The following is a 25,404-nucleotide window of genomic DNA, read 5'->3' as shown; positions in this document are numbered from 1 at the left end:
TTTATCAATTAATCACCCGCCCAAGGGCAAGCCAACCCTCGAGCAGGAATTGGCCGGTGAGCCGCCGTCGCTTTCCACCTTCGGACAGGCCCTCGCCGATCTGGGCATTACCCATATCGAGGCGCTGTCACCCCAAGCCAAAGGACGGATCGAACGGCTCTGGCAAACCTTTCAGGATCGCCTGGTGATCGAACTTAGGCTGCGCAACGTGTGCACGATGGAGGAAGCCAATCGCGTGTTACCGGAACTCATCGCCAAGCACAACCGCCAGTTCGCTGTCGCACCACAAAATGCCGAACCGGCCTACCGTCCGCTGCCCGAAACACCCCTGGAGCACATCTTCGCCCGGCGGCAATACCGGCGAATCAGCGGCGGGCAGACGTTCTCCTGGAAAGGGAAATGCTACATGCCAAAGCCCGTCCCCGGTGTTCCGCGCTGGGAAGCGAAGAGCGTCGTCGAAGTGCGTGTCGGCATGGATGGACAAGTGTGGCTGTGGGATCAAGGGCGGGCCTGGCCTTGTGTGGAGACACAGGCCACACAGACCCCGGCGCCAACAACGGCCAAAAAAGAAGCGGCGCCTGCGTCCCCCCGCAAGCCCGCTGCAAACCATCCCTGGAGAAAACATTCTCCAGCAAGCAGTTACAGCGTAGCACAGCATCCGGCTAGTCTGCAAGAGGACGGCGGCTGTTTAATCAGCTATCATCCCTGACATTTTCATAGAACAGTTAACCTGACATATTCACAGACGCTTGACACCCCATTCGAAAAAAATTTTTGCCAAGCCGCTCCGCTTCCGACGCGGATACCGGATCGGATCCGGAGGGCATACTGACATTGAGGCGGACAGAGCGGACCGGCCCCAGGGCCGGAACGGACAAGGAGCGTGAAATCGATGCCGGAAAGGGAAACGTTCGTTGCCGTGCGCAAGAACGGCGACGGTGACATCACGGCGTTCCGCACCTCCTCGGGGCGGGTGCTGAACTACGACGAGGCGCTCCGGGAAGTGCGCGAAGGGCGGATCCGGGGCGCCAACGTGTTCAAGGGAAGGGACGGCGAGTTCTACATCCGCGGCGATGCCGACGGCGACCCCTCCAACAATCTCGACAATCTGCCCACCTTCTGAGCATGCGGAGACGCAAGCTTCCGTCCGCCGCTTCGGCGGCCGGAGGCTTGCGTCTCCGATCATGTTGCGGAAGATGAAGGCTCGACCCGGCCGTTCGCGATCGTGTAGCGGACGTGCTGCTCGACGAACCGCATCCGCCCGGTGCGCCCCTCGTACAATTCCCGGTTGTCCGCATAATGCATCAGCCAAATGTTCTCCTGCACGTCTTCCGGCAGGGTGAGCAGTTCGTCGAGCGAGGCGTGAACCTCGCCCGGCGAAGTGAACTGGCAATCGTGGAATACGACGCAGCCCCGGTTGCGCACGAGATCCGTCACGAGGCCGGGATTGAATTTCATGTCCGCCGTATAGAAGAAGCATTCGTTGAAAAGGAGCGAGTAGCTGCGTTTGCCCGGTATGTGCTCCGTGCGAATGAGCCGGACGGTCAGGCCGTCGTGCAGCGTCGTCGGAACGCCTTCGCGGAGGCGCCGGACGTCGAAATAATCGTCGAGCTTCCGCCAGCGTTCCTGTTCCAGTCCGCCCCGGAGGGAATGATCCCACAACGGTTCTGCCAGCGCGTCGGGCACATACAGGACCGGTACGCCGCCGTACTGGAATTTCATGCGGTACGCAAACTCTTCCAGTCCGCCGGTATGGTCGGCGTGTATATGCGTGATGAGGATCGCATCGATCGCATCCAGCGGCATGCCGATGCGATGAAGGGCGAGCGTCGCCGTGCAGCCGCAGTCGATCAGAAGCGTAAAACCGTTGCTGAACAGCAAGGCGTTGTTGTTGAAGTATTTCTTTGCAAACGCATTGCCGGTTCCGAGCATCAATATTTCCAATCAGACGGAACTCCTTCCGGGTACGTGATGGGCTTGATCAAACTTTATCATCTTTTCGGGGATAAGGGAAGAGGCCGCGGTCATGGCGACAGCCGGCGCCAAGCAGGTCCCGGACATGCGCATCTTCCGTGCGGACGAGGCTTCGTCCCCGCGCAACTTTGGACGATTGGCCGAGTATAACTATACGACCAAGGAATTGCCGACGGAGGTTACATGCGCATGCGTTTCAAAAAAGTGCTGCTGTCGATGTTCCTGCTGTCCCTCGCGGGAAGCAGTGTGATTTTTGCGGATACGGCCGTCAACAAGCTGCGGGTGACGCTCAACGGATCGGTCCTGAGCGAATCGGCGATCATCATGGACGATACCGCCTACGTGCCGCTCCGTGAAGTGGCGAAACACTTCTTCGCCTTCGTATCCTGGGGCGACAACAAGCAAGTCCAGATCAACCGCCCGAACATCCACATGATGACGATCAGCGGCTCGACGATCTTCCAGGGCGTGGAGAAGGGCAGCACGGTCACCTTCTACGTGCTGGTTCACGGCGAAAAGCTGACGACGCCGATATCGGACGCCCGGATGGTCATCGTGGACCCGTACAATTCGGAGAAGGAAATCTATGCCGAGAGCAATCCCGAGAACGTCGACGTCTTCCGGCTCCGGACGAAGGATGTGAAGTACAAATTCAGCCACCCGGGCGAGTACAAGATTCGCCTCTACATGAAGCCCGAGGGCGGAAACGATTGGTTCCTCGTGTCCGAGAAGACGATCTACGCCCAATGATCCGGCCATGACGCATGGTCCAAATAAGGAAAGGCGGACAGCCCCCCGAAGGGGAAACGCCCGCAAGGAAAAGCGCTCCGAAAGGGGCGCTTGATCGTTTGACCCGGAAGCGCGGGCATGGTACGATACGGATGTGGCACAAGATTGCGTTGTGGCACAAGAATACCGAAATGAGGGTTGCCGATGAGCGAACATTTGCACGACCATGCTGGCGGCCGGGACTTCGAACATGACGACGAACAGGATGCCGTATTCATCCTGACGGACGAGGACGGCCGGGAACACGAGATGATCATGGTGTACACGTTCGATGCGGAAGATTCGGCCTATGCCGTGCTGCTGGACCGGAACGACCCGGAAGCGGACGGCGTCATCTTCCGGATCGAAGAAGAGAACGGCGAAATGTTCCTCGTCGGCATCGAAGACGACGAAGAATGGGATCGCGTGGTGAAGGTTTACGAGGAGATCGCCGGCCGGGAGAGCGAGGGCTGAATCCCCGCAACCGGCAAAAGGGCCGGCCATCGGTGGAAGCCGATGGCCGGCCCTTGCGTCATTTTCTCGGATTGAAGTACATCGTGCGGCCGTTGAACAGCTTCAGTTCGGCCTGCAGGTTCTTCGCCATGTATTTGCAGAACTCGTTCGCTTTCCCTTTGTCGCCGTACGTGGCATCATCCGGCAGAACGACCTGGACATAATGAACCGTGCGGTCACCGCGCTCCGTCTGCCCGACGCCGAACACGATATGGCGATAGCGCGGATCCCGGCCCTTCAGGTAAAACCACGGTTCGCCGTCCTTCTGCTCGATCGAGTACGGGAAGGCGGCGTCCGCGTAGTCCCAGCCCAGCTGGCGACCGGTCAACGCGGTCTGTTCCCGATATCGCTGAAGTTGTTCCTTCACGCCGTCCAGCGTCAGCTGTTCGACGGCGGAGCCTTCCACGAAATAGATGTAGGCGCTCTGACTCACCCGTGAGGCCACCTCCCGGAATCTAGCATAGCACTGAAGCTGCCGCTTGACAACATTCGCCGGCTTCGGGCGGCATGGCCGGGGCTCTCAACTGATCGGCGGCTCTTCGACGATCACCTTCACGTATTTCAGTGTCGGATCTTCGGGCCCCTTGACCGGCAGGCCGACCTGGAGATGGTCGAGGATGTAATCGATGTTCGCCTGCGAGATGACTTCTCCAGGCAGCAGGATCGGGATGCCGGGCGGATAGACGTAGATGAATTCGGCGATGATCCGGCCGGCCGATTCGGCCAGGGGCACGAATTCCGTCTCCGCGTAGAAAGCGTCGCGCGGCGTGAGCGAAAGCTGCGGGATCTCCGGAATTTTCACGACGAGTTCCTTCGCTTCGTTCACCCGGTAGAACGTGTCCGACATCTCGCGCAGCGCCCGCAGCAGCGCATCGACCGTCTCGGGCGTGTCGCCGGGCGTGATCAGCGCGAGGATGTTGTACATGTCGCTCAGTTCGATTTCGATGTTGAACTTCTCCCGCAGCCAGTTCTCCGCTTCATAGCCCGTGATGCCGAGATGGCGGACGTGGATGGTGAGCTTCGTCGGATCGTAGCTGAAGGTCGCCTCGCCGCCCAGGATGTCGTCGCCGAAGCAGTACAGGCCCGGAATCGCGTTGATTTCCCGGCGCGCGTAGCGGGCGAGGGAGATCGCGTGCTCCGCCATCTTGCGGCCGTTCAGCGCGAGGTTGCGGCGTGCGGTGTCGAGCGACGCCAGGAGCAGGTATGAAGTCGACGTCGTCGTCAGCATGCTGAAAATGGTCTGGATCCGGTGCGGATTGACGCGGTTGCCCTTCACGTTCAGAATCGAGCTCTGGGTCATCGAGCCGCCGAGCTTGTGCACGCTCGTCGCGGCCATGTCCGCCCCGGCCTGCATCGCGGACAGCGGCAGTTCGTCGTGGAAGTGGATCAGCGCTCCGTGCGCTTCGTCCACCAACACCGGAATATCGTAGGAATGCACGAGATCGACGATCTCCTTCAAATTCGCGCAAACGCCGAAATAGGTCGGGTTGATGACGAGTACCGCCTTCGCATCGGGGTGCCGCTCCAGGGCGCGCCGCACCGCGGTGGTCGTGACGCCGTGATCGATGCCGAGGTTGCGGTCGCGCACGGGCGCGACGAACACCGGACGGGCGCCGGCGAAAATGATCGCGGACAGCACCGACTTGTGGACGTTGCGCGGAACGATGATCTTGTCGCCGGGCCCGCACACGGACAGGATCATCGTCATGATCGCCCCGCTCGTCCCCTGCACGGAGAAGAAGGAATAATCGGCGCCGAACGCCTCCGCGGCCAGCTTCTGGGCCTGGTCGATGATGCCCTCGGGCTGGTGCAGGTCGTCAAGCGGCGCGATGTTGATCAGGTCGATGGACAGCGCGTTGTCGCCCAGAAACGCGCGGAATTCCGCGTCGCTGCCCCGGCCCTTTTTGTGGCCCGGAATGTGGAACTGCAGCGGGTTGCGTTCCGCGTGCCGCCGAAGCGCGGTGAACAGCGGGGTGGAAGACTGGTCCAACAACCCATCCCGTCCTTTCCAAAATTCCCGTTTCTCGTCACTTGCCAAACAAGCTAGAGTATAGCAGATCGGGGGGCGAATGCAAGGTCGCGGACGCGGAATGTCCCGGATTGTTCATTTGGACGCGCGGGCAAGATGTGGTACGATAAGCGGGTGGAAGGGGCGGTTCATGATGGACAGACGCATCCTGACGGTCATGCTCGTGCTCATGACCGTCTTCATCGGCTTCAGCATCATCATCCCCGTCATGCCGGAACTGGTGAGAAGCATCGATCCGGACCGGGCGGAATATCATAACGCGGCCATGCTGTCGCTCTATTCGCTCGTGTCCTTCATCCTGTCTCCGCTGTGGGGCAGGCTGTCAGACCGGATCGGGCGCCGGCCGGTCATCCTGACCGGCGTGCTCGGATTCTCCGTCAGCTTCCTGCTGTTCGGACTCTCGTCGGGCCATTTGCCGCTCATGTACGCGTCCCGGCTGCTCGGCGGGCTGTTCTCCGGCGCCGTCGTCTCGGTCATCGTCGCCTATGTGGCGGACATTACGCCGCCGGAGCAGCGCACGCGCGGGATGGGCCTCGTCGGCATGTCGATCGGCATGGGGTTTACCTTCGGACCGGGCATCGGAGGATGGCTCAGCGGCTACTCGCTCGAGACGCCTTTCTTCGTGTCGTCGGCGATCGCGGCGCTGCTCTTCGCCGCCGCGTTCTTCACGCTGCGCGAATCGCTCCCGCCGGAGCGGCGGAGCGCCGGGACGAAGCGGGTGTCCCGCTGGACGGCGTTCGCCGGACCGCTCAAATACCTGTACGTGCTGGCGTTCTTCGTCACCTTCTCGCTGGCGGGCATCGAATCGACGCTGCAGTGGTTCGGCATCGAGCGGTTCGATGTGACGCCGCGCGAGTTCGGGATGATGTTCTTCGTCTGCGGCCTCGTCGGCGCCATCGTGCAGGGCGGCATTGTCCGCCGGGTGGTCAGGCCGGGCAGGGAGCCGGCCTGGATCGCGGCGGGGCTCCTCGTATCGGCGGCCGGTTTCTTCCTGCTGGTCACGTCGCACGAGCTCTGGACGGCCACCTTGTACCTGGCGATTTTCGGCGTCGGGAACGCGCTGATCCGCCCGTGCGTCACCTCGCTCATCACGCAGCGCACGAAGGTCGGTCAGGGCGTCGCGTCCGGCCTCTCCTCCGCGATGGACAGCCTTGGCCGCATCACCGGCCCGTTTTTCGGCGCGATCCTGTACCGCATCGAGATCACGCTGCCGCTCCTGGTCAGCGGCGCGCTGTCGGTCGCCGCACTGCTGCTTCTTCAGCGCTTTCGCACGCTCGACCTCAGGGAAGAAGCGGGTCCGCAGCCGGCCGCTTGACGGATCCGGGCTTTCTCCCGCGCGATGTGCGCGGGCGGAAAGCCCGTTTGCTTTTCGGGGACCGGCGGGCAGGAAATGCGAACCATTTTTCGTCAATAAACCAAGTTGCCAGAACATAAAATGGAGTATAAACTGGAACTGAGGCAGAAATTTCAGAACATTCAGCCGATTCTCGGGAAGGGGGGATTGCCGTGAACCCGGCCGACGAGACGGAGCATGGCAGCCTGGGGAACCGGTCCGACCGGAGAAGGATGCATGGTCAGATCCGCGGACTCGTCCGGGCCGCCGCCCCCTTCTCCGGAGCGTGGTGAAGGGAATGTTCCGATCGGAACTGCCGGAACGCATGATGAACGGTTTCCGGAAGGCCATGCCGCCGTCTGTTGAACCGAATAACGCCGCATCGTAATCGAGGACATCCTGTTTGGCGAATTTGTCCGACTGGCGGAGGTGTCGGAAATGGACCATCGCGTCGTCCACCACAGGAACACGACGGTCACGACGGAAGAGATGATTCGCGCGTTTCAAAACCGGAGAGCGGAGGAGCGCGTGCGGGTCCTGCGGCTGGAACTCGATTACGAGCTGGCCGTGCTGCACGAGGCGCTGGCCGACGGGCGCATCGCCGACGCGGAAGCGTCGAAGAGGCGGCTCATGAAAATGCGGGCGGAAATGCTGGAACTCGAAATGTGAGATCGACCGACGGAAGGTTGTGCATATGACCGCAGATCAATCGAATCGGAAGGACTGACAGGCTTCCCTTGCCGAAGGGCGAGAAGGGAAGCCTGTCAGCGTTACGGCCCGTCCGTTCGGGCGGGTTGCACCGGGGGAACGGTTGCAATAGAATGGGGCTGATCATGTTCGATCGAGTTCGGGGAGGATCGGCGACGTGAACGTCTCCGTGCGGGAAGGAGCGATCGTGCTGGCCGTCGATCTCGGCACGACCAGCGCGAAGGTGCTGGCGTTCGATGCCGAAAGCCTCCGGGGAGGCGGGCGCGCGGCGATCCGGGCCAGGGCGGAGCGGGCCTATCCGCTGCTTGCGCCCGAACCCGGAGCCGCGGAGCTGGAGCCCGAACGCATCGCGGAGGCCGCGGCCGAAGCGGTGCGCGAGGCGGTCGCCGCCGCCGGGTGCGGGCCGGACGGCGTGCTGACCGTCTCGTTCAGCACGGCGATGCATGCGCTGATTGCCGTGGACGCGGACGGCGAAGCGCTCATGCGGGCGATGACCTGGGCCGATGTGCGCGCGGCCGGACAGGCGAGGCGGCTTCGCGAATCGGCGGAAGCGGCGGATCTCGCATTCCGCACGGGGGCGCCGGTCCACGCGATGACGCCGCTGGCGAAGCTGCTCTGGCTTCGCGAACAGCGGCCGGAACTGCCGGCCTCCGCCGCGCGCTTCATCGGCATCAAGGAATATGTGCTGGAGCGCTGGTTCGGCCGGCCCGTCCCGATGGACGAGTCCACCGCGGGCGGTACCGGTCTCTACAATCTGCAGGAACGGACGTGGGACGGAAAGGCGCTGCGAATCGCCGGCATCGGCCCGGACCGGCTGCCGGACCTCAAGCCCGCCACGCATCTCCTGCGCGGCCTCGTTCCGGAGGCGGCCGCCAGGCTCGGCATCCGGGCCGATGTGCCCGTCGTGCTCGGCGCGGCCGACGGACCGCTGGCCAATCTCGGCGGCGGCGCGCTGGAGCCCGGCGTCGCGGCGCTCACGATCGGCACGAGCGGCGCGGTGCGCGTCGCCGTCCGCCGGCCGGCCGCGGATCCGGACGGGCGGCTGTTCTGCTATCCGCTGGCGGAAGGCCTGTGGATCGCCGGCGGAGCGGTCAACAGCGGCGGCGTCGTCCTCCGCTGGCTGCGGGACAAGCTGGCGCCGGATCTGGCGGGCGAAGGGGGAGACGAGGGCTATGCACGGCTTGTCGGGCTGGCGATGGAAGCGCCGGCGGGCGCGGGCGGCCTGCTGTTCCTGCCGCATCTGGCCGGCGAGCGCGCGCCGCATGGGGACGAGCGGGCGCGCGGGGCCTTCGTCGGGCTGGCGCTGGATCACGACCGGCGGCACATGCTCCGCGCCGGGCTGGAGGGGATCGTCCTCAACCTGCGCTCGGTGGCGGAGGCGCTCGAGCGGGTGACGGGCGAAATCCGGGAATTCCGGGTGTCCGGCGGCTTCGTCCGTTCGGCGTCAGTGCGGCAGCTCATCGCCGACGTGCTCGGGCGGCCGGTCGTCCGCACGGACAGCGAGGACGCCTCGGCGCTCGGCGCGGCGCGGCTTGCGATGCAGGCGCTCGGGCTGAGCCGGGATCCGGATCCGCCCCCTGCCGCCGTCACGGACCGGATCCGTCCGAATCCGGATCTTGCGCCCGTATACGACCGGATCCACGGCATGTTCCGGCGGTTGTACGACCGCACGGCGGACACCTTCGCCGAGCTGGACCGGTTCCGGTTGGACGGCTGCAATCCCGGACCATAAGGGTATCGATGCAATCTATAGGTTTTCATCATCCCCCAAAACGAGTAAAATAGGGGCGTTGAAAATTTCAAGTTCGCAAAGGATGGGGCTGTCGGAAATGGCAAAACGGCAAATCGGCGTCATCGGCATGGCCGTCATGGGACGCAACCTTGCCCTGAACATCGAGAGCAAGGGCTTCACCGTCTCGATCTACAACCGGTCGCGGGAGAAGACGGACGAGGTGATCCGCCAGAATCCCGGCCGCAATCTGCATCCGACGTATACGATCGAGGAGTTCGTCGAATCGCTCGAGAGGCCGCGCAAGATTCTGATCATGGTGCAGGCCGGCGCGGGCACCGACGCGACGATCGACGCGCTCGTGCCGCACCTGGAAGAGGGAGACATCATCATCGACGGCGGCAACGCCCATTTCCCGGATACGCAGCGCCGCAGCCGCGAGCTCGAGGCGAAGGGCATCCGCTTCATCGGCGCCGGCGTGTCGGGCGGCGAGGAGGGCGCGCTGAAGGGCCCGGCGATCATGCCCGGCGGCCAGGAATCGGCCTACCGGCTCGTCGAGCCGATTCTCACCGCCATTTCCGCGAAGGTGGACGGCGAGCCCTGCTGCACCTATATCGGTCCGGACGGCGCCGGCCATTACGTGAAAATGGTGCACAACGGCATCGAGTACGGCGACATGCAGCTCATTTGCGAGGCGTACCATCTGCTGTCCTCGCTGCTCGGCCTGACGGCGAAGGAACTGCACGAGATTTTCGCGGAATGGAACGAGGGCGAGCTGGACAGCTACCTGATCGAGATCACGAAGGAGATCTTTGCGAAATACGATCCGGAGACCGGAAAGCCGATGGTCGACGTCATCCTCGACGCGGCGGGCCAGAAGGGGACGGGCAAATGGACGAGCCAGAGCGCGCTCGATCTCGGCGTGCCGCTGTCCATCATCACCGAGTCCGTCTTCGCCCGTTTCCTGTCGGCGATGAAGGAAGAGCGCGTCGCCGCGAGCAAGCTGCTCAAGGGGCCGGAGAAAAAGCCGTTCACGGGCGACCGGAAGGCGTTCATCGAATCGGTGCGCCGGGCGCTGTACGCGAGCAAGATCTGCTCCTACGCGCAGGGCTTCGCCCAGATGCGCGCCGCTTCGGAACATTTCGGCTGGAATCTGCGGCTGGGCGACATCGCGATGATCTTCCGCGGCGGCTGCATCATCCGGGCGCGGTTCCTGCACAAGATCAAGGAAGCGTACGACCGCAACCCGAACCTCAGCAACCTGCTGCTGGACGAATATTTCAAGTCGGTCGTCGAAAATTATCAGGATGCCTGGCGCGAAGTGGTGGCGACGGCGGTCCTGCACGGCATTCCGGTGCCGGCCTTCTCCAGCGCGCTCGCGTACTACGATTCGTACCGCAGCGAGCGGCTGCCCGCGAACCTGCTGCAAGCGCAGCGCGACTACTTCGGCGCGCACACGTTCCAACGGGTGGACAAGGAAGGCACGTTCCACTTCGACTGGCTGAACGGCTGACCGGCGCCGCCGCGTCACGCGTTCAGCCTCGCCACGGCCTCGGCCAGATTGCGCCGCGCCCGCTCGAGCTCGTCCGCGGCGCAGAGGCCGGGTCCGCCGAGCAGCATCAGCGCCGCTTCGGCGAAATCGCGGAAAAGCGCGATGAGCTGTGGCCGCGGCAGTTCCTGCAGCGCAGGATCGCCGCCGGCCACTTTTTTCTTGACCGCGTGAAGCAGCCAGACGAGATCGTCCCGGCACGCGGGACGGGCCGGATCCCGGATCCGGTCGATCCGGCTCTCCGACGGCTGCGGCGCCGCATGCGGCATGGCGATTCCTCCCGCTCAGGTTCTGGTATCATCCATACGGCGGGACGCCCGGGACTATGCGCGCGTTGTCCTCTCCTTCGCCGCTGTGCTATCATGAAAACATTGGAGTCGCAGATGTCTGGACGGCGGGAGGAACGATCGGGGTGAAGACCCGGGCGGACAAAATCGTGCTCGTCGGCTTCATGGGGACGGGCAAATCGACCGTCGCACGGCTGCTCGCCGGGCGGCTCGGGGTTGAACGGATCGATCTGGACGAGGAGATCGAGCGCGACGCGGGGCGCGCGATCGCCGACATTTTCGACACGATGGGCGAAGCGCATTTCCGCGATCTGGAAAGCGCCGTGCTCGGCCGGTTGCTGGCCTCGGACCGCCCGTTCGTGCTCGCGACGGGCGGAGGCGCCGTGCTGCGCGAGGCGAACCGCGAGGCGATGCTGCGATCGGGGTTCGTCGCGGCGCTCACGGCCGCGCCCGAGCGGATCATCGAGCGCGTGTCGGGCGACGCGTCGCGGCCGCTGCTGCGCGGTGACGTCGAAGCGCGCGTGAAGCGGCTGATGGAAGAGCGAAAGACGGCGTATGATTTCGCCCATGTCAAGATCGACACGACGGATTTGACGCCGGATGAAGTCGCGGACCGCATCCTCGCCGCCGTGAAGGAGGCGGTCCCGTGAAGACGGCGGTCTGTGTCGCCGTCGGCGGCGCCCTGGGCGCGCTCGCCCGGTACGGCTTGTCGCACCTGTTCGGCGACCCGGCGGCCGGCGCGTTTCCGATCGCCACGTTCGCGGCGAACATCGCGGGAAGCCTGCTGATCGGCCTGCTCGGCGGGTTCGCGGCGATCTTGCGGGCCTTCCGGCCGCACCGGAGCATCGCTGCCTCATGCTGCTCGCCGGCACCGGCTTTCTCGGCGGGCTGACGACGTTCTCGACCGTCATGGCGCAGCTTGCGGAAATGTTCAGGGAGAGGCGATTCGGGGTGGCCTCCGTCTACGGCCTCTCCACATTCGGCGGCGGTTTGCTGCTGGCGGCGGCGGGTTGCGCCGTCGGAAGCCTGATTTGAAGCGGACGGCGGGATATGTTTGCATACCATACGGGAGAAGGAGCTGGAGACGGGGAATGGACGTCCGAATCATGCCGACGCCCCGGCTGGAGGGCGAACTTCAGGCGCTGAGCTCGAAAAATTACACGACGCGCTACATGCTGGCCGCCGCGCTGGCGGAGGGGACGAGCACGATCCTGTATCCCGCGCGCAGCGACGACAGCGACGCGATGCGCCGGTGCATCCGGGATCTCGGCGCGGTGCTGGAGGAAGACGGCGAGCGGATGACGATCACCGGCTTCGGACGGCGGCCGAAGGCCGTGAAGGAGCTGAACGTCGGCAATGCGGGCGCCGTGCTGCGCTTTCTGATGGGGGTTGCCTCCTTCCTGCCGGAAGTGACGTTCGTGAACGCCTATCCGAAGTCGCTCGGCCAGCGCCCGCAGGACGATCTGATCGACGCGCTCGGCCAGCTCGGCGTCACGGTCGAACACAACGGCGGCAAGCTGCCGATCACGATCCGCGGCGGCCGCCCGAGGGGCGGGAAGATCCGCGTCTCCGGCGCGATCAGCTCGCAATACCTGAGCTCGCTGCTCTTCCTGACGCCGCTGCTTGACGAGGACAGCGAGATCGAGGTGCTCAACGACCTGAAATCGAAGGTGGTCGTCCGGCAGACGCTCGACGTGCTGCGGCAGGCCGGCATTACCGTGGAAGCGGCCGAAGACCTCATGCATTACCGCGTTCCCGGCGGCCAACGCTATCGGGCGGGGACGTACACCGTGGAGGGAGACTATCCCGGTTCGGCGGCCATTCTCGCCGCGGCCGCGGTGACGCGGTCGGACGTCACGGTTCACCGGCTCCGGGAGGACAGCCTGCAGGGCGAGCGCGCGGTCGTCGACGTGCTCAGGAGCATGAACGTGCCGCTCACGCACGAGGGCGGCAGCGTGCGCGTGCGGGGCAACGGGAATCTCAAGGCCGGCGAGTTCGACGGCGACGCCTTCACCGACGGCGTGCTCGCGATGGTGGCGGCTTCCGTGTTCGCGGAGGGCACGTCCCGCTTCTACAATGTCGAGAATCTGCGCTACAAGGAATGCGACCGGATCACCGACTTCCTCGCGGAGCTGCGCAAGGCGGGCGCCGACGTCGAGGAGCGCCGCAGCGAGATCATCGTGCACGGCAAGCCGGAGGGCGTCAGGGGCGGCGCCGTCATCGATTCGCACTATGACCACCGCGTGATCATGGCGCTCTCGATCGTCGGATTGCGCGCGAAGGAACCGATCGTGATCCGCGACGCGCACCACGTGGCGAAGTCGTATCCGGATTTCTTCGAACATCTGGAAAGCATCGGCGGCCGCGTCGAGCGGATCGGCTGAACGCAAATGCGGAAGGAGCGTGGCACCATGGCCTATACGCATCCCGACCGGGAGACGATCCGGCGCATCCTGGAGGAGACCGACACGATCGCGGTCGTCGGCCTCTCCGACAATCCGGACCGCGCCTCCTACCAGGTGTCCGCCGCGATGCAGGCGAAGGGATACCGGATCGTGCCGGTGAATCCGAACGCGGACACGATCCTCGGCGAGAAATGCTACCCGTCACTGAAGGCGATCCCCTTTCCCGTCGATCTCGTGAACGTGTTCCGGCGGAGCGAATACTGCGCGGACATCGCGCGCGAAGCGGCGGAGATCGGCGCGAAGACGCTCTGGCTGCAGCTCGGCATCGTGAGCGAGGAGGCGGCGGAGATCGCGCGCGCGGCGGGCATGAACGTCGTCATGGACCGCTGCATCAAGGTCGAGGATTCGATCCTGCTGCCGGAAGGGAAATCCAGCCGCCGGCCCGGATAAAAGCGGCGCGCGCCTCCCACAATAAGGTTGGCTTCCGACGTCTTCGCACGTCAGGAGACTCACCATACCGCATTCGGGAGGCAAACGCCGTATGATTCATCAATCCACGTTCCAGAGCACGCAGCCGTCCGGCGCCCAGAACAAGTATCAGCCGGCGGGCTTCGTGCAGTCCCAATATCAGGGGCAACTGTCGCGTCAGGCCGCTTCCGGGCCGGTAACGGCGAAGTTCGGCTATCAGGCCGGTCAACAGGCGTTCGGCCAGCAGGCCATGCAGCAACCGGCCGGCCAGCAGGCGTTCGCATCAGCCGGTCCGCAGCATCCGGTCTACCGCGCGACGAACGCGTATCAGCAGGCAGGTCCGGTCATCCAGCACCTGGGCTACCAGGCGGGCGTCCAGGGGCAGCCGTTCCGTCAACCGGCCGGTCAGCAGGCGTTCGGCCAGCAGGCCATGCAGCAACCGGCCGGCCAGCAGACGTTCGCATCGGCCGGCCCGCAGCATCCGGTCTACCGCGCGACGAACGCGTACCAGCAGGAAGGCCCGGTCATCCAGCGCTTCGGCTACCAGGCGGGCGTCCAGGAACAGCAGTTCACGCAAGCGGCCGGTCAACAGGCGTTCGGCCAGCAGGCCATGCAGCAACCGGCCGGCCAGCAGACGTTCGCATCGGCCGGTCCGCAGCACCCGGTCTACCGCGCGACGAACGCGTACCAGCAGGAAGGCCCGGTCATCCAGCGCCTGGGCTATCAGTCGTGACCGTCCGGTCAGCTTGACGGCTGTCTGACCGGCGAAGTTCGAAAGGGCGGACGTTGGGGTCCGTCCTTTTTTCATTGGGGTCGTTTTCCGGGGTCGTTCCGGCGGAATTCATCCGTCCGAGGGCCGGATTCTTTTTGACAAAAGGCGGGCGAACGCGTACCATCGAGATAGACTTTGCGGTACAATCGCGCGGGATTCGACGCGGCGATCCGCGAAGCGCGGGAGGAGAAGGCGTGAAGCTCATCGGCAATCTGCAGCAATTCGGCCGCGCGCTCATGCTCCCGATGATGATGCTGCCGGCGGCGGCCGTCTTCCTGTTCCTGAGCGGGCTGCCCTGGGACGACTGGGGCATGACGCCGATGGCCGGCCATCTGGCGAAGGCCGGGGACATCCTGTTCCAGGCGCTTCCCTATCTGTTCGCGCTCGGCGTCGCGCTCGGTCTGACCGGCAACGCGGCGGCGGCCGGCTTCTCGGCGCTCGCGGGCATGTTCATCTATACGGCCGTCACCGGCTCGTACGCGGGGCTGGACATCCAGCCGACGGTGCTGATCGGCGTCGTCATCGGCATCGCGGCCGGCTACAGCTACGAACAGTTCAAGGATTTCCGCCTGCCGGAATATCTGCAGTTCTTCGGCGGTCCGAGGTTCGTGCCGATCTTCGTCAGCTTCGCGGCGCTCGCGTTTTCGATCATCATGATCGAGATCGCGCCGCCGATCCAGGACGCGATGGTCGTACTCGGCGAAGCGGCGCAGCGCGCGGGCGGGTTCGGCATCTTCCTGTTCGGATTCACCTACCGGATTCTGGTCGCCTTCGGACTCCACCACCTCGTCAGCCATGTGTTCTGGTTCCAGGTCGGCGCCTACGAGACCGAAGCGGGCATGATCGTCTACGGCGATCTGCCGCGATATTTCTCCGGCGATCCGACGGCCGGTTCGTACATGGCCGGCCTGTATCCGATCATGATGTTCGGCCTGCCGGCGATCGCGCTGGCGATCATCCATGAAGCGCGGGAAGACCTGAAGCCCAAGGTGCGCAGGACGTTCGTCTCCGCCGCCCTGTCCTCCTTCCTGACGGGCGTGACGGAGCCGGTCGAGTTCGCGTTCATGTTCGCGGCTCCGTATCTGTTCGTGCTGCACGCGTTCCTGTCCGGGTTCGTCATGTGGCTGACGTACGAGCTCGGCATTCTCCACGGATTTTCGTTCTCGGCGGGCGCGTTCGAATTTCTGATCAACCTGCATCTGTCCACAAACGGCTGGCTGCTGCTGCCGATCGGCCTCGCCGTCGGCATCGGCTATTACTGGCTGTTCCGCTGGGCGATCCGGCGGTTCGACATTCCGACGCCCGGCCGGGAGGAGGGATCGCCGCTCGACGAATGGGCGGGCGACATCCCATACCGCGCGCCGCTCATTCTCCAGGCGATCGGCGGCAAGGACAACATCATCCAGATCGAGGCCTGCATCACGCGCCTCCGCCTGAAACTGCACGACGACCGGCTGCTCGACGCGGCGGCGCTCCGCAGCCTCGGCGCGGCCGGCGTCATCCGGCTGGGCGGCGGCCACGTGCAGGTCGTGTTCGGCACCTTCTCCGAACTGATCCGGGAGGAGATCCTGAAGCTGATGAAACGCGATTTGAGACGGGTGCAGTTCAAGTCGCCCGTCCAGGGGCGGATGATCCCGCTCGAGGAGGTGCCGGATCCGATCTTCGCGGGCAAGCTGGTCGGGAGCGGCGTCGCCTTCGTGCCGGAGCGCGGCGAGCTGGCGGCGCCGGTCGGAGGGGTCGTGATCCACGTCCATCCGGCGAAGCACGCCATCGGCATACGAACGCCGGAGGGACTGGAGGTGCTGCTGCACGTCGGCATCGACACGGTGGAATTGAACGGCGCGGGCTTTCTGCCGCTGGTGAAAGAAGGCGACACGGTCGTTCCCGGCCAGCCGCTGCTCCGGTTCGATCCCGAGAGGATCCGCGCCGCGGGCAAGTCGCCGGTCACGCCGATGGTCATCACGAATCCGGAGCGCGTCCGTTCCTGGGTGTTCGCTCCGTATACGGCCGTCAAGAAAGGGCAGGCTTCGGTCATGTCCGTCGTGCTGGAAGAGAGAGACGAGGGGGGAGAGAGACGATGATCAAGGGGATCGGCGCTTCTTCGGGCATTGCGATCGGCAAGGCGTTCGTCCTGCCGGACTGGGAGTGGGACGTGCCGGACAAGAAGATCGACGTCGCCGACCTGGCCCGCGAGTTCGAGCGCCTGTACGAGGGCATCCGTTCGTCGAAGCGGGAGATCGAGCAAATCAAGGGCGAGCTTGCCGAAGTCGTCGGCAGCGAGGAGCGCAGCATTTTCGACGCCCACCTGGCCATTCTGAACGATCCGATATTCATGAACGAGATCCAGGGCATCATCCGTCGCCAGTACAAGGCGGCCGAAGCGGCGGTCAAGGAAGCGATCGACCACTTCGTGGCGATGTTCGATCTCCTCGACGACGAATACATGAAGGAGCGGGCGCTCGACATCAAGGACGTGGGCAACCGGCTGCTCAAACATCTGCTCGGCATGCCCGAGGTATCGCTGCCGACGGACGCGCAGCCGTTCATCCTGGTGGCGCGCGAAGTCTCGCCTTCCCAGCTCGTCCATCTCAATCCGCAGCACGTGCTCGGCATCGTGACGATCACCGGAAGCATGACGTCGCACGCCGCGATCATGGCGCGCGCGCTCGGCCTTCCCCTCGTCACCGGGCTTGACGTGCCGCTGGAGTCGCTGGCCGAGACCGGCGACCTGTTGATCATCGACGGCGATGAGGGGCTGGTCATTCCGCGGCCGACGGAGGAACAGATCCGGATTTACACCGAGCTTCAGCGCAGGCAGACCGAGCATCGGAGCCGGCTGCGCCGCCTGGCGGACGTCCGTTCCGTCACGCCGGACGGCAAGGAGATCGCGCTGGAAGCGAACATCAGCTCGCTGAAGGAGCTGGAGGTGGCGCTCCAGTCCGGCGCCGCCGGCGTCGGGCTGTTCCGTACGGAGTTCCTCTACATGGACCGGCACCAGTTTCCGGGCGAAGAGGAACAGTTTGACGTATACAAGGCGGTAGCGGAGAAGCTGGGCGGGCGGCCGCTCATCATCCGGACGCTGGACATCGGCGGCGACAAGCATCTCGATTACTTCGAGATCGGCGAAGAGGCCAATCCGTTCCTCGGCTATCGCGCGATCCGCATCTGCCTGGACCGGCCGGATCTGTTCAAGACGCAGCTTCGGGCGATCCTCCGGGCCAGTGCGTTCGGCAAGGTCAAGATCATGTATCCGCTCATCTCGTCCGTCGAGGAGGTGCGCGCCGCCAACCGGATCCTGGCGGAAGCGAAGCGCGAGCTCGAGGCGGAAGGGCTCCCGTTCGATCCGAACGTGCCGTGCGGCATCATGATCGAATTGCCTTCCGCCGTCACGATCGCCGATTTGCTGGCGGAGGAGGTCGACTTCTTCAGCATCGGCACGAACGACCTGATCCAGTTCGTCCTGGCCGTGGACCGGATGAACGAGCGCATCTCGAACCTGTATCAGCCGTACCATCCCGCCGTGCTCCGCATGCTGCGGATGACGGTGGACGCGGCGAAGCGCCGGGGCATCCACGTCGGCGTCTGCGGGGAGATGGCGGGCGACCCCCGGGCGCTGCCGATCTGGCTCGGCCTGGACGTGGACAGCATCAGCATGTCGTCACATTCCATCCTGCCGATCAAGGAGCGGCTGCTCCATACGCATCGCTCGGACAGCATCGACCTGCTGAACCGGCTTTGGGAATGCCGGACGCAGGAGGAGGCGCTGCGCCTGCTGGATGCATTCCGCCTGACGGTCGAGGCCCGGATGAAGGCGGACGGCGCGGCCGCGCCGGAATCGGCCGGGAATGACGCGCGCGCCGGCAACGAACCGGATGCTCGCGTTCCGGGGGCCGGGCCCGGCGCCCCGAATGCGGCGCGGCCGGCGGGAACGGCGGGGGCTTCCTGATGGCCGGTTCGTTCCGTTTCCGGCGTGATGCGGGCGGCCGCCGCCGGCTTCCGCCGGGTGCCGTGCGGTGGCTGGCGCCGATCGTCTGGATGGCGGTCATCTTCGCGCTGTCGTCGCGGCCGGCCGATGAACTGGACGCCATGCTGCCGTTGTTCCGCCGGTTCGTTCCCGGCATGAACGGCTTCGACTGGGGACATTACGTCGCCTATTTTGTGCTGGCGCTGACGTTCGAATTTGCGATCGGCGCCGCGTCCCGGCGGCCCGCGGTCAAACTGGCCGTCGTCCTCGCCTGCGTGCTCTACGGGGTGACGGACGAATATCACCAGTCGTTCGTCGACGGCCGGATGCCGGATCCGAAGGATCTGCTCAGCGACGCGATCGGCGCCGCCCTGGGCGTCTGCTTCACGGCGCTTCCGGGAGTGCGGCGCATCTGGCGTTTGCTGCCCGGACAGTCAAATATTGATACCCGGAAGGAGCAGGAGTCTTGACTGCGCGGGTCGAATAGTAACTCCGATGCGAACAGGCACCGGTATGCCTCCGGCACGGTGCGGCTGTTCGCTTCCTGTTCGAGGAGGAGTGACGGACTTGCGCAAACGGTGTTCCTGCGGCAGCGAGATGAAAATCCGGCTGTCCACCGTCATTTATTCGGGGCGCGTCGAGATTGACGATGTTCCGATCTATTCGTGTCCGGCCTGCAACCGGAGCGAGGTGATCCCGGAGGTCAAGCAGGATTTGACGGGACTCATCGGAAAGCTCGGCGACAAGCCGCCGAAGCAGTCGCTTTCCTTCAGCGAATGGAGCGAATGGGCCGATTTGCTGCTGCAGGCCGGCATGGGCGGGAAGGAACCCGACGCCCGGGAGATCGAACGGCTCGTGGAGGAGCGGGTGAACGATCTTCTGGACCTGCATCTGCTGGCGCAGTCGCTGAACGACGCCGCCTGGCAGGAGGAACTGCGCGCCCGCCTGGCCCGCATTGCGAGAAGGATGCCGAATACATAAGGTTTTGCCTGTTCCCGCGACGGTTTTCGTTGCGCTCGTCCCCGATTTGTCGTACAATGATAACCAATGAAAGTATTTTTCACGGGACGGCGGTTGGACGACCAATGCGAGACATGGAGAGAAAAAACGTGACGGTAACCATTTATGACGTAGCGCGTGAAGCCGGTGTTTCGATGGCGACGGTGTCCCGGGTTGTGAACAACAACCCGAACGTGAAGCCGCAGACGCGCAAGAAGGTGTTCGAAGCGATCGAACGGCTCGGCTATCGGCCCAACGCGGTCGCGCGGGGACTCGCGAGCAAGAAGACGACGACGGTCGGCGTCGTCATCCCCGACATTTCGAACGCGATCTTCGCGGAAGTGGCGCGGGGCATTGAAGACATCGCCAACATGTACCACTACAACATCATCCTGTGCAACGCGGACAAGCGCAAGGAGAAGGAGATCCGCGTCATCAACACGCTGCTCGAGAAGCAGGTGGACGGCCTCCTGTTCATGGGAGGCGCCGTGACGGAGGATCACCTCGCGGCGTTCAAATCCGCGAACGTACCGGTCGTGCTGTGCGCCACCTCCGACGAGCACGGCACGATGCCGTGCGTGGACATCGATCACGAGTCGGCGGCGTTCGATGCGGTGTCGGCGCTTACGGGCGCGGGCCATCGCCGCATCGCGATGATCAGCGGCACGCTGCAGGACCCGACGAACGGATATGCCCGGTTCCAGGGCTACCGCAGGGCGTTGGAAGCGGCCGGCATCCCGTACGACGAGAAGCTGGTCCGCGTCGGCAACTATCGTTACGAGTCCGGCGTCGAGGCGATGAAGTATTTCCTCGAGCTGGAGGAGCGTCCGACGGCCGTTTTCGCCGCTTCGGACGAAATGGCGATCGGCGCGATCCACTATATCCAGGATTTCGGTCTGCGCGTGCCGGAGGATGTATCCGTTATCAGCGTGGACAACACGCGGATGGCGTCGATGGTGCGGCCGCAGCTCTCCGCCGTCGCACAGCCGATGTATGACATCGGCGCCGTATCGATGCGCCTGTTGACGAAGCTGATGCGGAAGGAGCCTGTCGATCAGCTCCGCGTCATCCTGCCGCACGAGCTCATATCGCGGCAATCCGTCGCGGCGCGTTGATCCGGTCGTCGAACCGGTTGCTGCAAGCGCACGAACGGCTTCCGTCCCCGCGGGGCGCCGGGGGGGGGACGGACAGCCGTTTTCTGTCTGTATTCGGGGGAGGTGGCGGCATGCCTTTCAACACCGTCGGCATCATCGGCGCGATGAAGGAGGAAGTTGAGCTTCTGCACCGCCATGTGCGGGTGAGCGGAGTCCGCTCGAAGGCCGGCATCGACTATGCGACGGGCGAGCTTCACGGCAAGCGGGTCATTTTCTGCCGCTCGGGAGTCGGCAAGGTGAATGCGGCCGTATGCACGCAGATTCTGATCGACCAGGGCGCGGACTGCGTCGTGTTCACCGGCGTGGCCGGCGCGCTCGATCCGACGCTCGACATCGGTGACATCGTCATTTCGACCGTCTGCCAGCAGCATGACGTGGATGTGTCGGCGCTCGGATTTCCGCGCGGCGTCATTCCGTTCCAGGAACGGTCGGAGTTCGAGGCGGACGAGCGGCTCGTCCGGCTGGCCGTGTTCGCCGGCGAAGCGCTGTATCCCGGCAGGTGCCGGACGGGGAAGCTGCTGTCCGGCGACCAGTTCATCGCAAGCCGCCAGATCGTGCGGGAACTGCGCGAGACGTTCGGCGGCGTCTGCGTCGAGATGGAAGGCGCGGCGGTCGCGCAGGTGTGCGCGATGAACGGCGTGCCCTTCGTCATCATCCGCTCGATGTCGGACCGCGCCGACGGCGGCGCGCCGGAGAGCTTCGAGGCGTTCACCGTCGAGGCGGCGAACCGCTCGTACCGGCTTGTCGAAGCGATGCTCATGCGCATGGAAGACGGGAAATGACGCGCGGGAGACGGCGCAGCGGCCGACCGGGGCCATTGGCTCCGGGACGGCCGTTTTTTTTTTTACAGGAACTGGACGGCCGGCTCCTTATTGACTACAGGAACTGAACAGCCAGCTCTTTGGTGCGGCGGTTCGTTTCGGTGATGATGTCCCGCCGGGGCATCGGCGTCCAGCTTTCCACATCGTCCAGCCAGGTCTCGGGCAGCTTCACGGGGCTTTCGGCCTGCCAAACCCGGATCCAGTCCTCCGGGAGACGTCCGCCGTCGCCGCCCTTTCGGGCCCTCTCCGCTGCCGGATGATCGGTCATCTCGAGCCAGACGAGCGACCAGGCGCGCGGCACGACGCGCCAGACGTCGTAGCCTCCGCCGCCGACGGCGATCCACCTTCCGTCCGCGTACCGGTGGGCCAGTTCGTGGATGACGGCGGGCATCTCGGCGTAGATCGCCATGCTGCAATGGATGTGCGACAGCGGATCCCAGGCGTGGGCGTCGCAGCCGTGCTGGCTGACGATGACGTCGGGACGGAACGACTCCGCGGCGCGCATCACGGTCTCCCGGAAACATTCCAGCCAGGATGCGTCCTCCGTGTACGGCTCGACCGGCATGTTGACCGTGCGGCCGTATCCTTCGCCTTCGCCGCGCTCGTGGACGAACCCCGTCCCGGGGAACAGGTATTTCCCCGTCTCGTGGATCGAGTACGTCAGGACGTCGGGATCGGCATAGAACATCCACTGCACGCCGTCACCGTGATGGACGTCCGTGTCGATGTACATGACCCGGGCGCCCCATTTCCGGCGGATATGGGCGATTGCGGCCGCCGCGTCGTTGTAAATGCAGAAGCCGGCCGCCCGGCCGGGGAGCGCGTGGTGCAGCCCGCCGGCCATGTGGTAGGCGTGCTGCGCGCGGCCGGACATGACGAGCTCGGCGGCGTGGAGCGATCCGCCGACGATCAGGGAGGCCGCGTCGTGCATGCCCGGGAATACGGGATTATCCTCGGTGTCCAGTCCGTAACGCTCCGCTTCGTCCAGATCGGCCTGCGCGGGCTCGGGCAAGCTCAGCGCGCGCACGATCCGCACGTAATCTTCGCGGTGGATCAACAGGATTTGCTCGTCCGAAGCGGGTTCGGGCGCCGCGATCCGATCCGCGCGAAGCGCGCCCATCCGTTGCAGCAAATCGATCGTGAGCAGCTGGCGTTTCGGATTGAAGGGATGGCTGTCGCCGAATCGGTATTTCGTCTCGCCCGCGTGGTGGACGAAAACGGCATGTTCCGGCATTCCGTTGGTCTTCCTTTCCGCCTGGCTTCTGTCGCGCCGGATCAATACATGATCCGCCGCTGGAAACGGACGCGGTCGAACTTCTCGATCGACTCCATCGGCACTTCCTTGCCGATGCGCACCATCAGGCAGTTGGCCGGGTGCGCGCAAATCTCCGGGTCGTCCGTCGCGTGCCAGACCATGTCGACGGATTTCATCAGCTTCTCCATCATCTCCCGGTACTGCCATACGTTCAAACCGCTTCCTTCGAGATCCCAATGCCAGTAATATTCGGTCGTGAAGACGATGGCATTGTCGAGCTGGCCGTCCGCGAACGCGAGACGGAGCATCCGCTTGCCGATCCCGCACGAACGGTAGTCGTCCGCCACCTCGATCGCGCCGAGCTCGATCAGATCCTCGAGTCCGCCGGACGACCAGCGTTCCAGCTCGTCGGGATAGTGGAAGGTGACGTAGCCGACGATCGTATCGCCGTCGCGGGCGACGATGATCCGCCCCTCGGGAAGGCCGGCGATCTCGACGAGCGCGGCGTGCTGCTCGGCCGGCCGGCGGAAGGCGTCCAGTTTCGGGTGCATCCGGTAGCCGGCCAGTTTCTCCGGGGGAACGGGTCCTTCCACGATCAGCTCGCCCTTCGGGGTCGATACGCGCTCGCAATGGTAAATTTTGCGGTGCTCCATGACCTGCGGCCTCCTGTCCGCCTGATCAGGCGTGTCTCCGGAAATGGCAGCGTTCTCAGTCCATCGTAGCAGATTCGGCCGCCCGCGGGAAGAGCGGAAAGTATAGGCGATCGGCGGGCCGATGTGCTATAATGGCTTTGTCTGCCTGCATGACGCGCGCAACATCGGAGAGGTGTCACGACAGCCGGAGTGAAAGCGCATTCTTGCGGGTATCCCTCAGTCCACGTCACACGGGAGGTAGATTTCCAGCATGGATGACCGTCACCAGGAACGGATTCCGCCGGTCGCGACCAACCCGAACATGAAGAACTACGAGGAGACGTACGCCACGTTCTCGTTCGAGGAGGCGGAGAAATGCTTCTTCTGGTACACGACCGGCAAGGTGAACATGGCGTATGAAGCGATCGACCGGCATGTCGAGAACGGCCGGGGTGACAAGATCGCGCTGCTGTACAGTGACGCCACCCGCGACGAATCGTACACGTTCGCCCAGCTCTCGAAGCTGTCGAACCGGTTCGCGAACGTGCTCCGCAAGCTGGGCGTACGGAAGGGCGACCGCGTCTTCATCTTCATGCCGCGGACGCCGGAACTGTACATCAGCCTGCTCGGCACCCTGAAGGTGGGCGCCATCGTCGGTCCGCTGTTCGAGGCGTTCATGGAGACGGCGGTCAAGGACCGGCTGCTGGACGCGGGAGCCGTGGCGATCGTGACGACTCCGGCGCTCCTGTACCGCGTTCCGAAGGCAGAACTGCCCGATCTGAAGCACATCATCCTCGTCGGCGACCATGTGCCGCCGGGTGAGGGCCATGTCGATTTCCACGCCGAGATGGCGCAGGCTTCGGACGAAGCGGAAATCGAATGGCTCGGCCGCGAAGACGGGCTGATCCTCCACTATACCTCGGGTTCAACCGGCAAGCCGAAGGGCGTCTACCACGTGCAGAATGCGATGATCCAGCATTACGTCACCGGCAAATTCGTCCTCGACCTGAAGGAAGATGACATCTACTGGTGCACGGCGGATCCGGGATGGGTGACGGGGACGAGTTACGGCATCTTCGCGCCCTGGCTGCACGGCGTGACGAACGTCGTGCGCGGCGGCCGATTCAGCCCGCAGGATTGGTACGCCACGATCGAGAAATATCGCGTGACGGTCTGGTACAGCGCGCCGACGGCGTTCCGCATGCTGATGGGGGCCGGCGACGAGATCGTCAAGCAATACGATCTGTCCAGCCTCCGCCATGTCATGAGCGTCGGCGAGCCGCTCAACCCCGAAGTCGTCCGCTGGGGCCTGAGGGTGTACGGTCAGCGCATCCATGATACCTGGTGGATGACGGAGACGGGAGCGCAGCTCATCTGCAATTATCCGTGCATGGACATCAAGCCCGGTTCGATGGGCCGGCCGTTGCCGGGCATCCGGGCCGCCATCATCGACGACCAGGGCAACGAGCTTCCGCCCTACCGGATGGGCAACCTCGCGATCCGTACGCCCTGGCCGTCCATGATGCGCAAGATCTGGAACAATCCCGCGAAGTACGAGGAATATTTCCGCATTCCGGGCTGGTACATCTCCGGTGACTCGGCTTACATGGACGAGGACGGCTATTTCTGGTTCCAGGGCCGGATCGACGACGTCATCAACACGGCGGGCGAACGGGTCGGACCGTTCGAAGTCGAGAGCAAGCTCGTCGAGCACCCGGCGGTCGCGGAAGCCGGCGTCATCGGCAAGCCCGACCCGGTCCGGGGCGAGATCATCAAGGCGTTCATCTCGCTGCGCGAAGGCTACACGCCCTCCGAGGAGCTGAAGCAGGACATCATGCGGTTCGTGAAGGAAGGGCTGGCCGCCCACGCGGCGCCGCGGGAAATCGAGTTCCGGGACAAACTGCCGAAAACCCGCAGCGGCAAGATCATGCGCCGCGTGCTGAAGGCCTGGGAGCTGAATCTGCCGACCGGCGACCTGTCGACGATGGAGGACTGACCGGCCCGGCATCTTCCGCAAGCATGACAGAGGGCGCCCGACGGTCCG

At 64.4% G+C, this 25,404-nt stretch carries 27 protein-coding genes; 21 read left to right on the top strand and 6 right to left on the bottom strand.

Features of this window, described 5'->3' with window-relative positions:
- Together A9Z00_RS04770 and A9Z00_RS04765 are read left to right on the top strand one after the other, a co-directional pair.
- On the top strand, window positions 1–709 hold a 709-nt coding region (locus A9Z00_RS04770; RefSeq protein ID WP_483316264.1), incomplete at its 5' end, for a transposase family protein.
- A 183-nt stretch (window positions 710–892) separates the two neighbouring features.
- The gene (locus tag A9Z00_RS04765; RefSeq protein ID WP_296975016.1) at window positions 893–1,123 is read left to right on the top strand and encodes a DUF3892 domain-containing protein; all 231 of its coding nucleotides are present in this window, start codon (window positions 893–895) and stop codon (window positions 1,121–1,123) included.
- Between the two features lie 59 nt (window positions 1,124–1,182).
- Here A9Z00_RS04765 and A9Z00_RS04760 read toward each other — a convergent pair whose 3' ends face one another.
- The gene (locus A9Z00_RS04760) at window positions 1,183–1,944 is read right to left on the bottom strand and encodes an MBL fold metallo-hydrolase (RefSeq protein WP_296975014.1); all 762 of its coding nucleotides are present in this window, start codon (window positions 1,942–1,944) and stop codon (window positions 1,183–1,185) included.
- Between the two features lie 219 nt (window positions 1,945–2,163).
- Between A9Z00_RS04760 and A9Z00_RS04755 the strand changes: the two genes are divergently transcribed.
- Window positions 2,164–2,724: a stalk domain-containing protein gene (locus A9Z00_RS04755; RefSeq protein ID WP_296975013.1), complete on the top strand. Its 561-nt coding sequence runs from the start codon at window positions 2,164–2,166 to the stop codon at window positions 2,722–2,724.
- Between the two features lie 183 nt (window positions 2,725–2,907).
- Window positions 2,908–3,216 carry a DUF1292 domain-containing protein gene (locus tag A9Z00_RS04750; RefSeq protein WP_296975011.1) on the top strand — a complete coding sequence of 103 codons (309 nt, stop codon included), beginning with the start codon at window positions 2,908–2,910 and terminating at the stop codon, window positions 3,214–3,216.
- Between the two features lie 58 nt (window positions 3,217–3,274).
- On the opposite strand, the gene A9Z00_RS04745 is transcribed toward A9Z00_RS04750, so the two are convergent.
- The gene (locus A9Z00_RS04745) at window positions 3,275–3,688 is read right to left on the bottom strand and encodes a DUF1885 family protein (protein ID WP_296975009.1); all 414 of its coding nucleotides are present in this window, start codon (window positions 3,686–3,688) and stop codon (window positions 3,275–3,277) included.
- Between the two features lie 87 nt (window positions 3,689–3,775).
- The gene (locus tag A9Z00_RS04740) at window positions 3,776–5,245 is read right to left on the bottom strand and encodes an aminotransferase class I/II-fold pyridoxal phosphate-dependent enzyme (RefSeq protein ID WP_296975008.1); all 1,470 of its coding nucleotides are present in this window, start codon (window positions 5,243–5,245) and stop codon (window positions 3,776–3,778) included.
- Between the two features lie 172 nt (window positions 5,246–5,417).
- On the opposite strand from A9Z00_RS04740, the gene A9Z00_RS04735 reads away from it, so the two are divergent.
- The 4 genes from A9Z00_RS04735 to gndA all read left to right on the top strand — a co-directional run bounded on the left by A9Z00_RS04735 (window position 5,418) and on the right by gndA (window position 10,567).
- Window positions 5,418–6,599, top strand: a complete 1,182-nt coding sequence (locus A9Z00_RS04735; RefSeq protein WP_296975029.1) for an MFS transporter — start codon at window positions 5,418–5,420, stop codon at window positions 6,597–6,599.
- A 456-nt stretch (window positions 6,600–7,055) separates the two neighbouring features.
- Window positions 7,056–7,286 carry a hypothetical protein gene (locus A9Z00_RS04730; protein WP_296975006.1) on the top strand — a complete coding sequence of 77 codons (231 nt, stop codon included), beginning with the start codon at window positions 7,056–7,058 and terminating at the stop codon, window positions 7,284–7,286.
- 196 nt (window positions 7,287–7,482) lie between these two features.
- Window positions 7,483–9,057: a gluconokinase gene (locus A9Z00_RS04725; RefSeq protein WP_296975005.1), complete on the top strand. Its 1,575-nt coding sequence runs from the start codon at window positions 7,483–7,485 to the stop codon at window positions 9,055–9,057.
- A 97-nt stretch (window positions 9,058–9,154) separates the two neighbouring features.
- The gene (gene gndA / locus A9Z00_RS04720) at window positions 9,155–10,567 is read left to right on the top strand and encodes an NADP-dependent phosphogluconate dehydrogenase (RefSeq protein WP_296975003.1); all 1,413 of its coding nucleotides are present in this window, start codon (window positions 9,155–9,157) and stop codon (window positions 10,565–10,567) included.
- A gap of 14 nt (window positions 10,568–10,581) precedes the next feature.
- Here the strand turns inward: gndA and A9Z00_RS04715 are convergent, their stop codons facing one another.
- On the bottom strand, window positions 10,582–10,872 hold the full coding sequence (locus tag A9Z00_RS04715) for a hypothetical protein (protein ID WP_296975001.1): 291 nt from the start codon (window positions 10,870–10,872) through the stop codon (window positions 10,582–10,584).
- A gap of 143 nt (window positions 10,873–11,015) precedes the next feature.
- Here A9Z00_RS04715 and A9Z00_RS04710 point away from each other — a divergent pair, with 143 nt between their 5' ends.
- The 12 genes from A9Z00_RS04710 (at window position 11,016) to A9Z00_RS04655 (ending at window position 21,434) form a co-directional block, all read left to right on the top strand.
- Window positions 11,016–11,540: a shikimate kinase gene (locus A9Z00_RS04710; RefSeq protein ID WP_296975000.1), complete on the top strand. Its 525-nt coding sequence runs from the start codon at window positions 11,016–11,018 to the stop codon at window positions 11,538–11,540.
- Complete coding sequence (locus A9Z00_RS04705) at window positions 11,537–11,782, top strand: fluoride efflux transporter FluC (RefSeq protein WP_296974998.1); 246 nt, start codon at window positions 11,537–11,539, stop codon at window positions 11,780–11,782. Before A9Z00_RS04710 ends, A9Z00_RS04705 begins: the two co-directional genes overlap by 4 nt.
- The gene (locus A9Z00_RS04700) at window positions 11,746–11,925 is read left to right on the top strand and encodes a FluC/FEX family fluoride channel (protein WP_296974996.1); all 180 of its coding nucleotides are present in this window, start codon (window positions 11,746–11,748) and stop codon (window positions 11,923–11,925) included. The genes A9Z00_RS04705 and A9Z00_RS04700 overlap by 37 nt, the downstream gene beginning before the upstream one ends.
- A 56-nt stretch (window positions 11,926–11,981) precedes the next feature.
- Window positions 11,982–13,274: a 3-phosphoshikimate 1-carboxyvinyltransferase gene (aroA, locus tag A9Z00_RS04695; protein WP_296974995.1), complete on the top strand. Its 1,293-nt coding sequence runs from the start codon at window positions 11,982–11,984 to the stop codon at window positions 13,272–13,274.
- 27 nt (window positions 13,275–13,301) lie between these two features.
- The gene (locus A9Z00_RS04690) at window positions 13,302–13,745 is read left to right on the top strand and encodes a CoA-binding protein (RefSeq protein ID WP_296974994.1); all 444 of its coding nucleotides are present in this window, start codon (window positions 13,302–13,304) and stop codon (window positions 13,743–13,745) included.
- 91 nt (window positions 13,746–13,836) lie between these two features.
- Window positions 13,837–14,496: a hypothetical protein gene (locus A9Z00_RS04685; RefSeq protein WP_296974992.1), complete on the top strand. Its 660-nt coding sequence runs from the start codon at window positions 13,837–13,839 to the stop codon at window positions 14,494–14,496.
- A 275-nt stretch (window positions 14,497–14,771) separates the two neighbouring features.
- Window positions 14,772–16,616, top strand: a complete 1,845-nt coding sequence (locus A9Z00_RS04680) for a glucose PTS transporter subunit IIA (RefSeq protein WP_483316266.1) — start codon at window positions 14,772–14,774, stop codon at window positions 16,614–16,616.
- A complete protein-coding gene (ptsP, locus tag A9Z00_RS04675; RefSeq protein ID WP_296974989.1) occupies window positions 16,613–18,481 on the top strand; it encodes a phosphoenolpyruvate--protein phosphotransferase in 1,869 nt (622 codons plus the stop codon). The genes A9Z00_RS04680 and ptsP overlap by 4 nt, the downstream gene beginning before the upstream one ends.
- A complete protein-coding gene (locus A9Z00_RS04670; RefSeq protein WP_296974988.1) occupies window positions 18,481–18,969 on the top strand; it encodes a VanZ family protein in 489 nt (162 codons plus the stop codon). The genes ptsP and A9Z00_RS04670 overlap by 1 nt, the downstream gene beginning before the upstream one ends.
- Window positions 18,970–19,066: 97 nt before the next feature.
- Window positions 19,067–19,480, top strand: a complete 414-nt coding sequence (locus tag A9Z00_RS04665; protein ID WP_296974986.1) for a hypothetical protein — start codon at window positions 19,067–19,069, stop codon at window positions 19,478–19,480.
- 128 nt (window positions 19,481–19,608) lie between these two features.
- A complete protein-coding gene (gene ccpA / locus A9Z00_RS04660; RefSeq protein WP_296974984.1) occupies window positions 19,609–20,613 on the top strand; it encodes a catabolite control protein A in 1,005 nt (334 codons plus the stop codon).
- Between the two features lie 110 nt (window positions 20,614–20,723).
- Window positions 20,724–21,434 carry a 5'-methylthioadenosine/adenosylhomocysteine nucleosidase gene (locus A9Z00_RS04655; RefSeq protein ID WP_296974983.1) on the top strand — a complete coding sequence of 237 codons (711 nt, stop codon included), beginning with the start codon at window positions 20,724–20,726 and terminating at the stop codon, window positions 21,432–21,434.
- Window positions 21,435–21,528: 94 nt separating this feature from the next.
- Here the strand turns inward: A9Z00_RS04655 and A9Z00_RS04650 are convergent, their stop codons facing one another.
- On the bottom strand, window positions 21,529–22,707 hold the full coding sequence (locus tag A9Z00_RS04650; RefSeq protein ID WP_296974981.1) for an acetoin utilization protein AcuC: 1,179 nt from the start codon (window positions 22,705–22,707) through the stop codon (window positions 21,529–21,531).
- A gap of 41 nt (window positions 22,708–22,748) precedes the next feature.
- Complete coding sequence (locus A9Z00_RS04645; RefSeq protein WP_296974979.1) at window positions 22,749–23,381, bottom strand: GNAT family N-acetyltransferase; 633 nt, start codon at window positions 23,379–23,381, stop codon at window positions 22,749–22,751.
- Window positions 23,382–23,631: 250 nt separating this feature from the next.
- Between A9Z00_RS04645 and acsA the strand changes: the two genes are divergently transcribed.
- The gene (acsA, locus tag A9Z00_RS04640; protein WP_296974978.1) at window positions 23,632–25,356 is read left to right on the top strand and encodes an acetate--CoA ligase; all 1,725 of its coding nucleotides are present in this window, start codon (window positions 23,632–23,634) and stop codon (window positions 25,354–25,356) included.
- Window positions 25,357–25,404 lie beyond the last annotated feature (48 nt).

It is taken from the genome of Thermobacillus sp. ZCTH02-B1, from assembly GCF_002159085.1.
Lineage (GTDB): Bacteria > Bacillota > Bacilli > Paenibacillales > Paenibacillaceae > Thermobacillus.
Note: the sequence above shows the minus strand (reverse complement) of the source record. Positions and strands in the feature narration are given on the sequence as shown.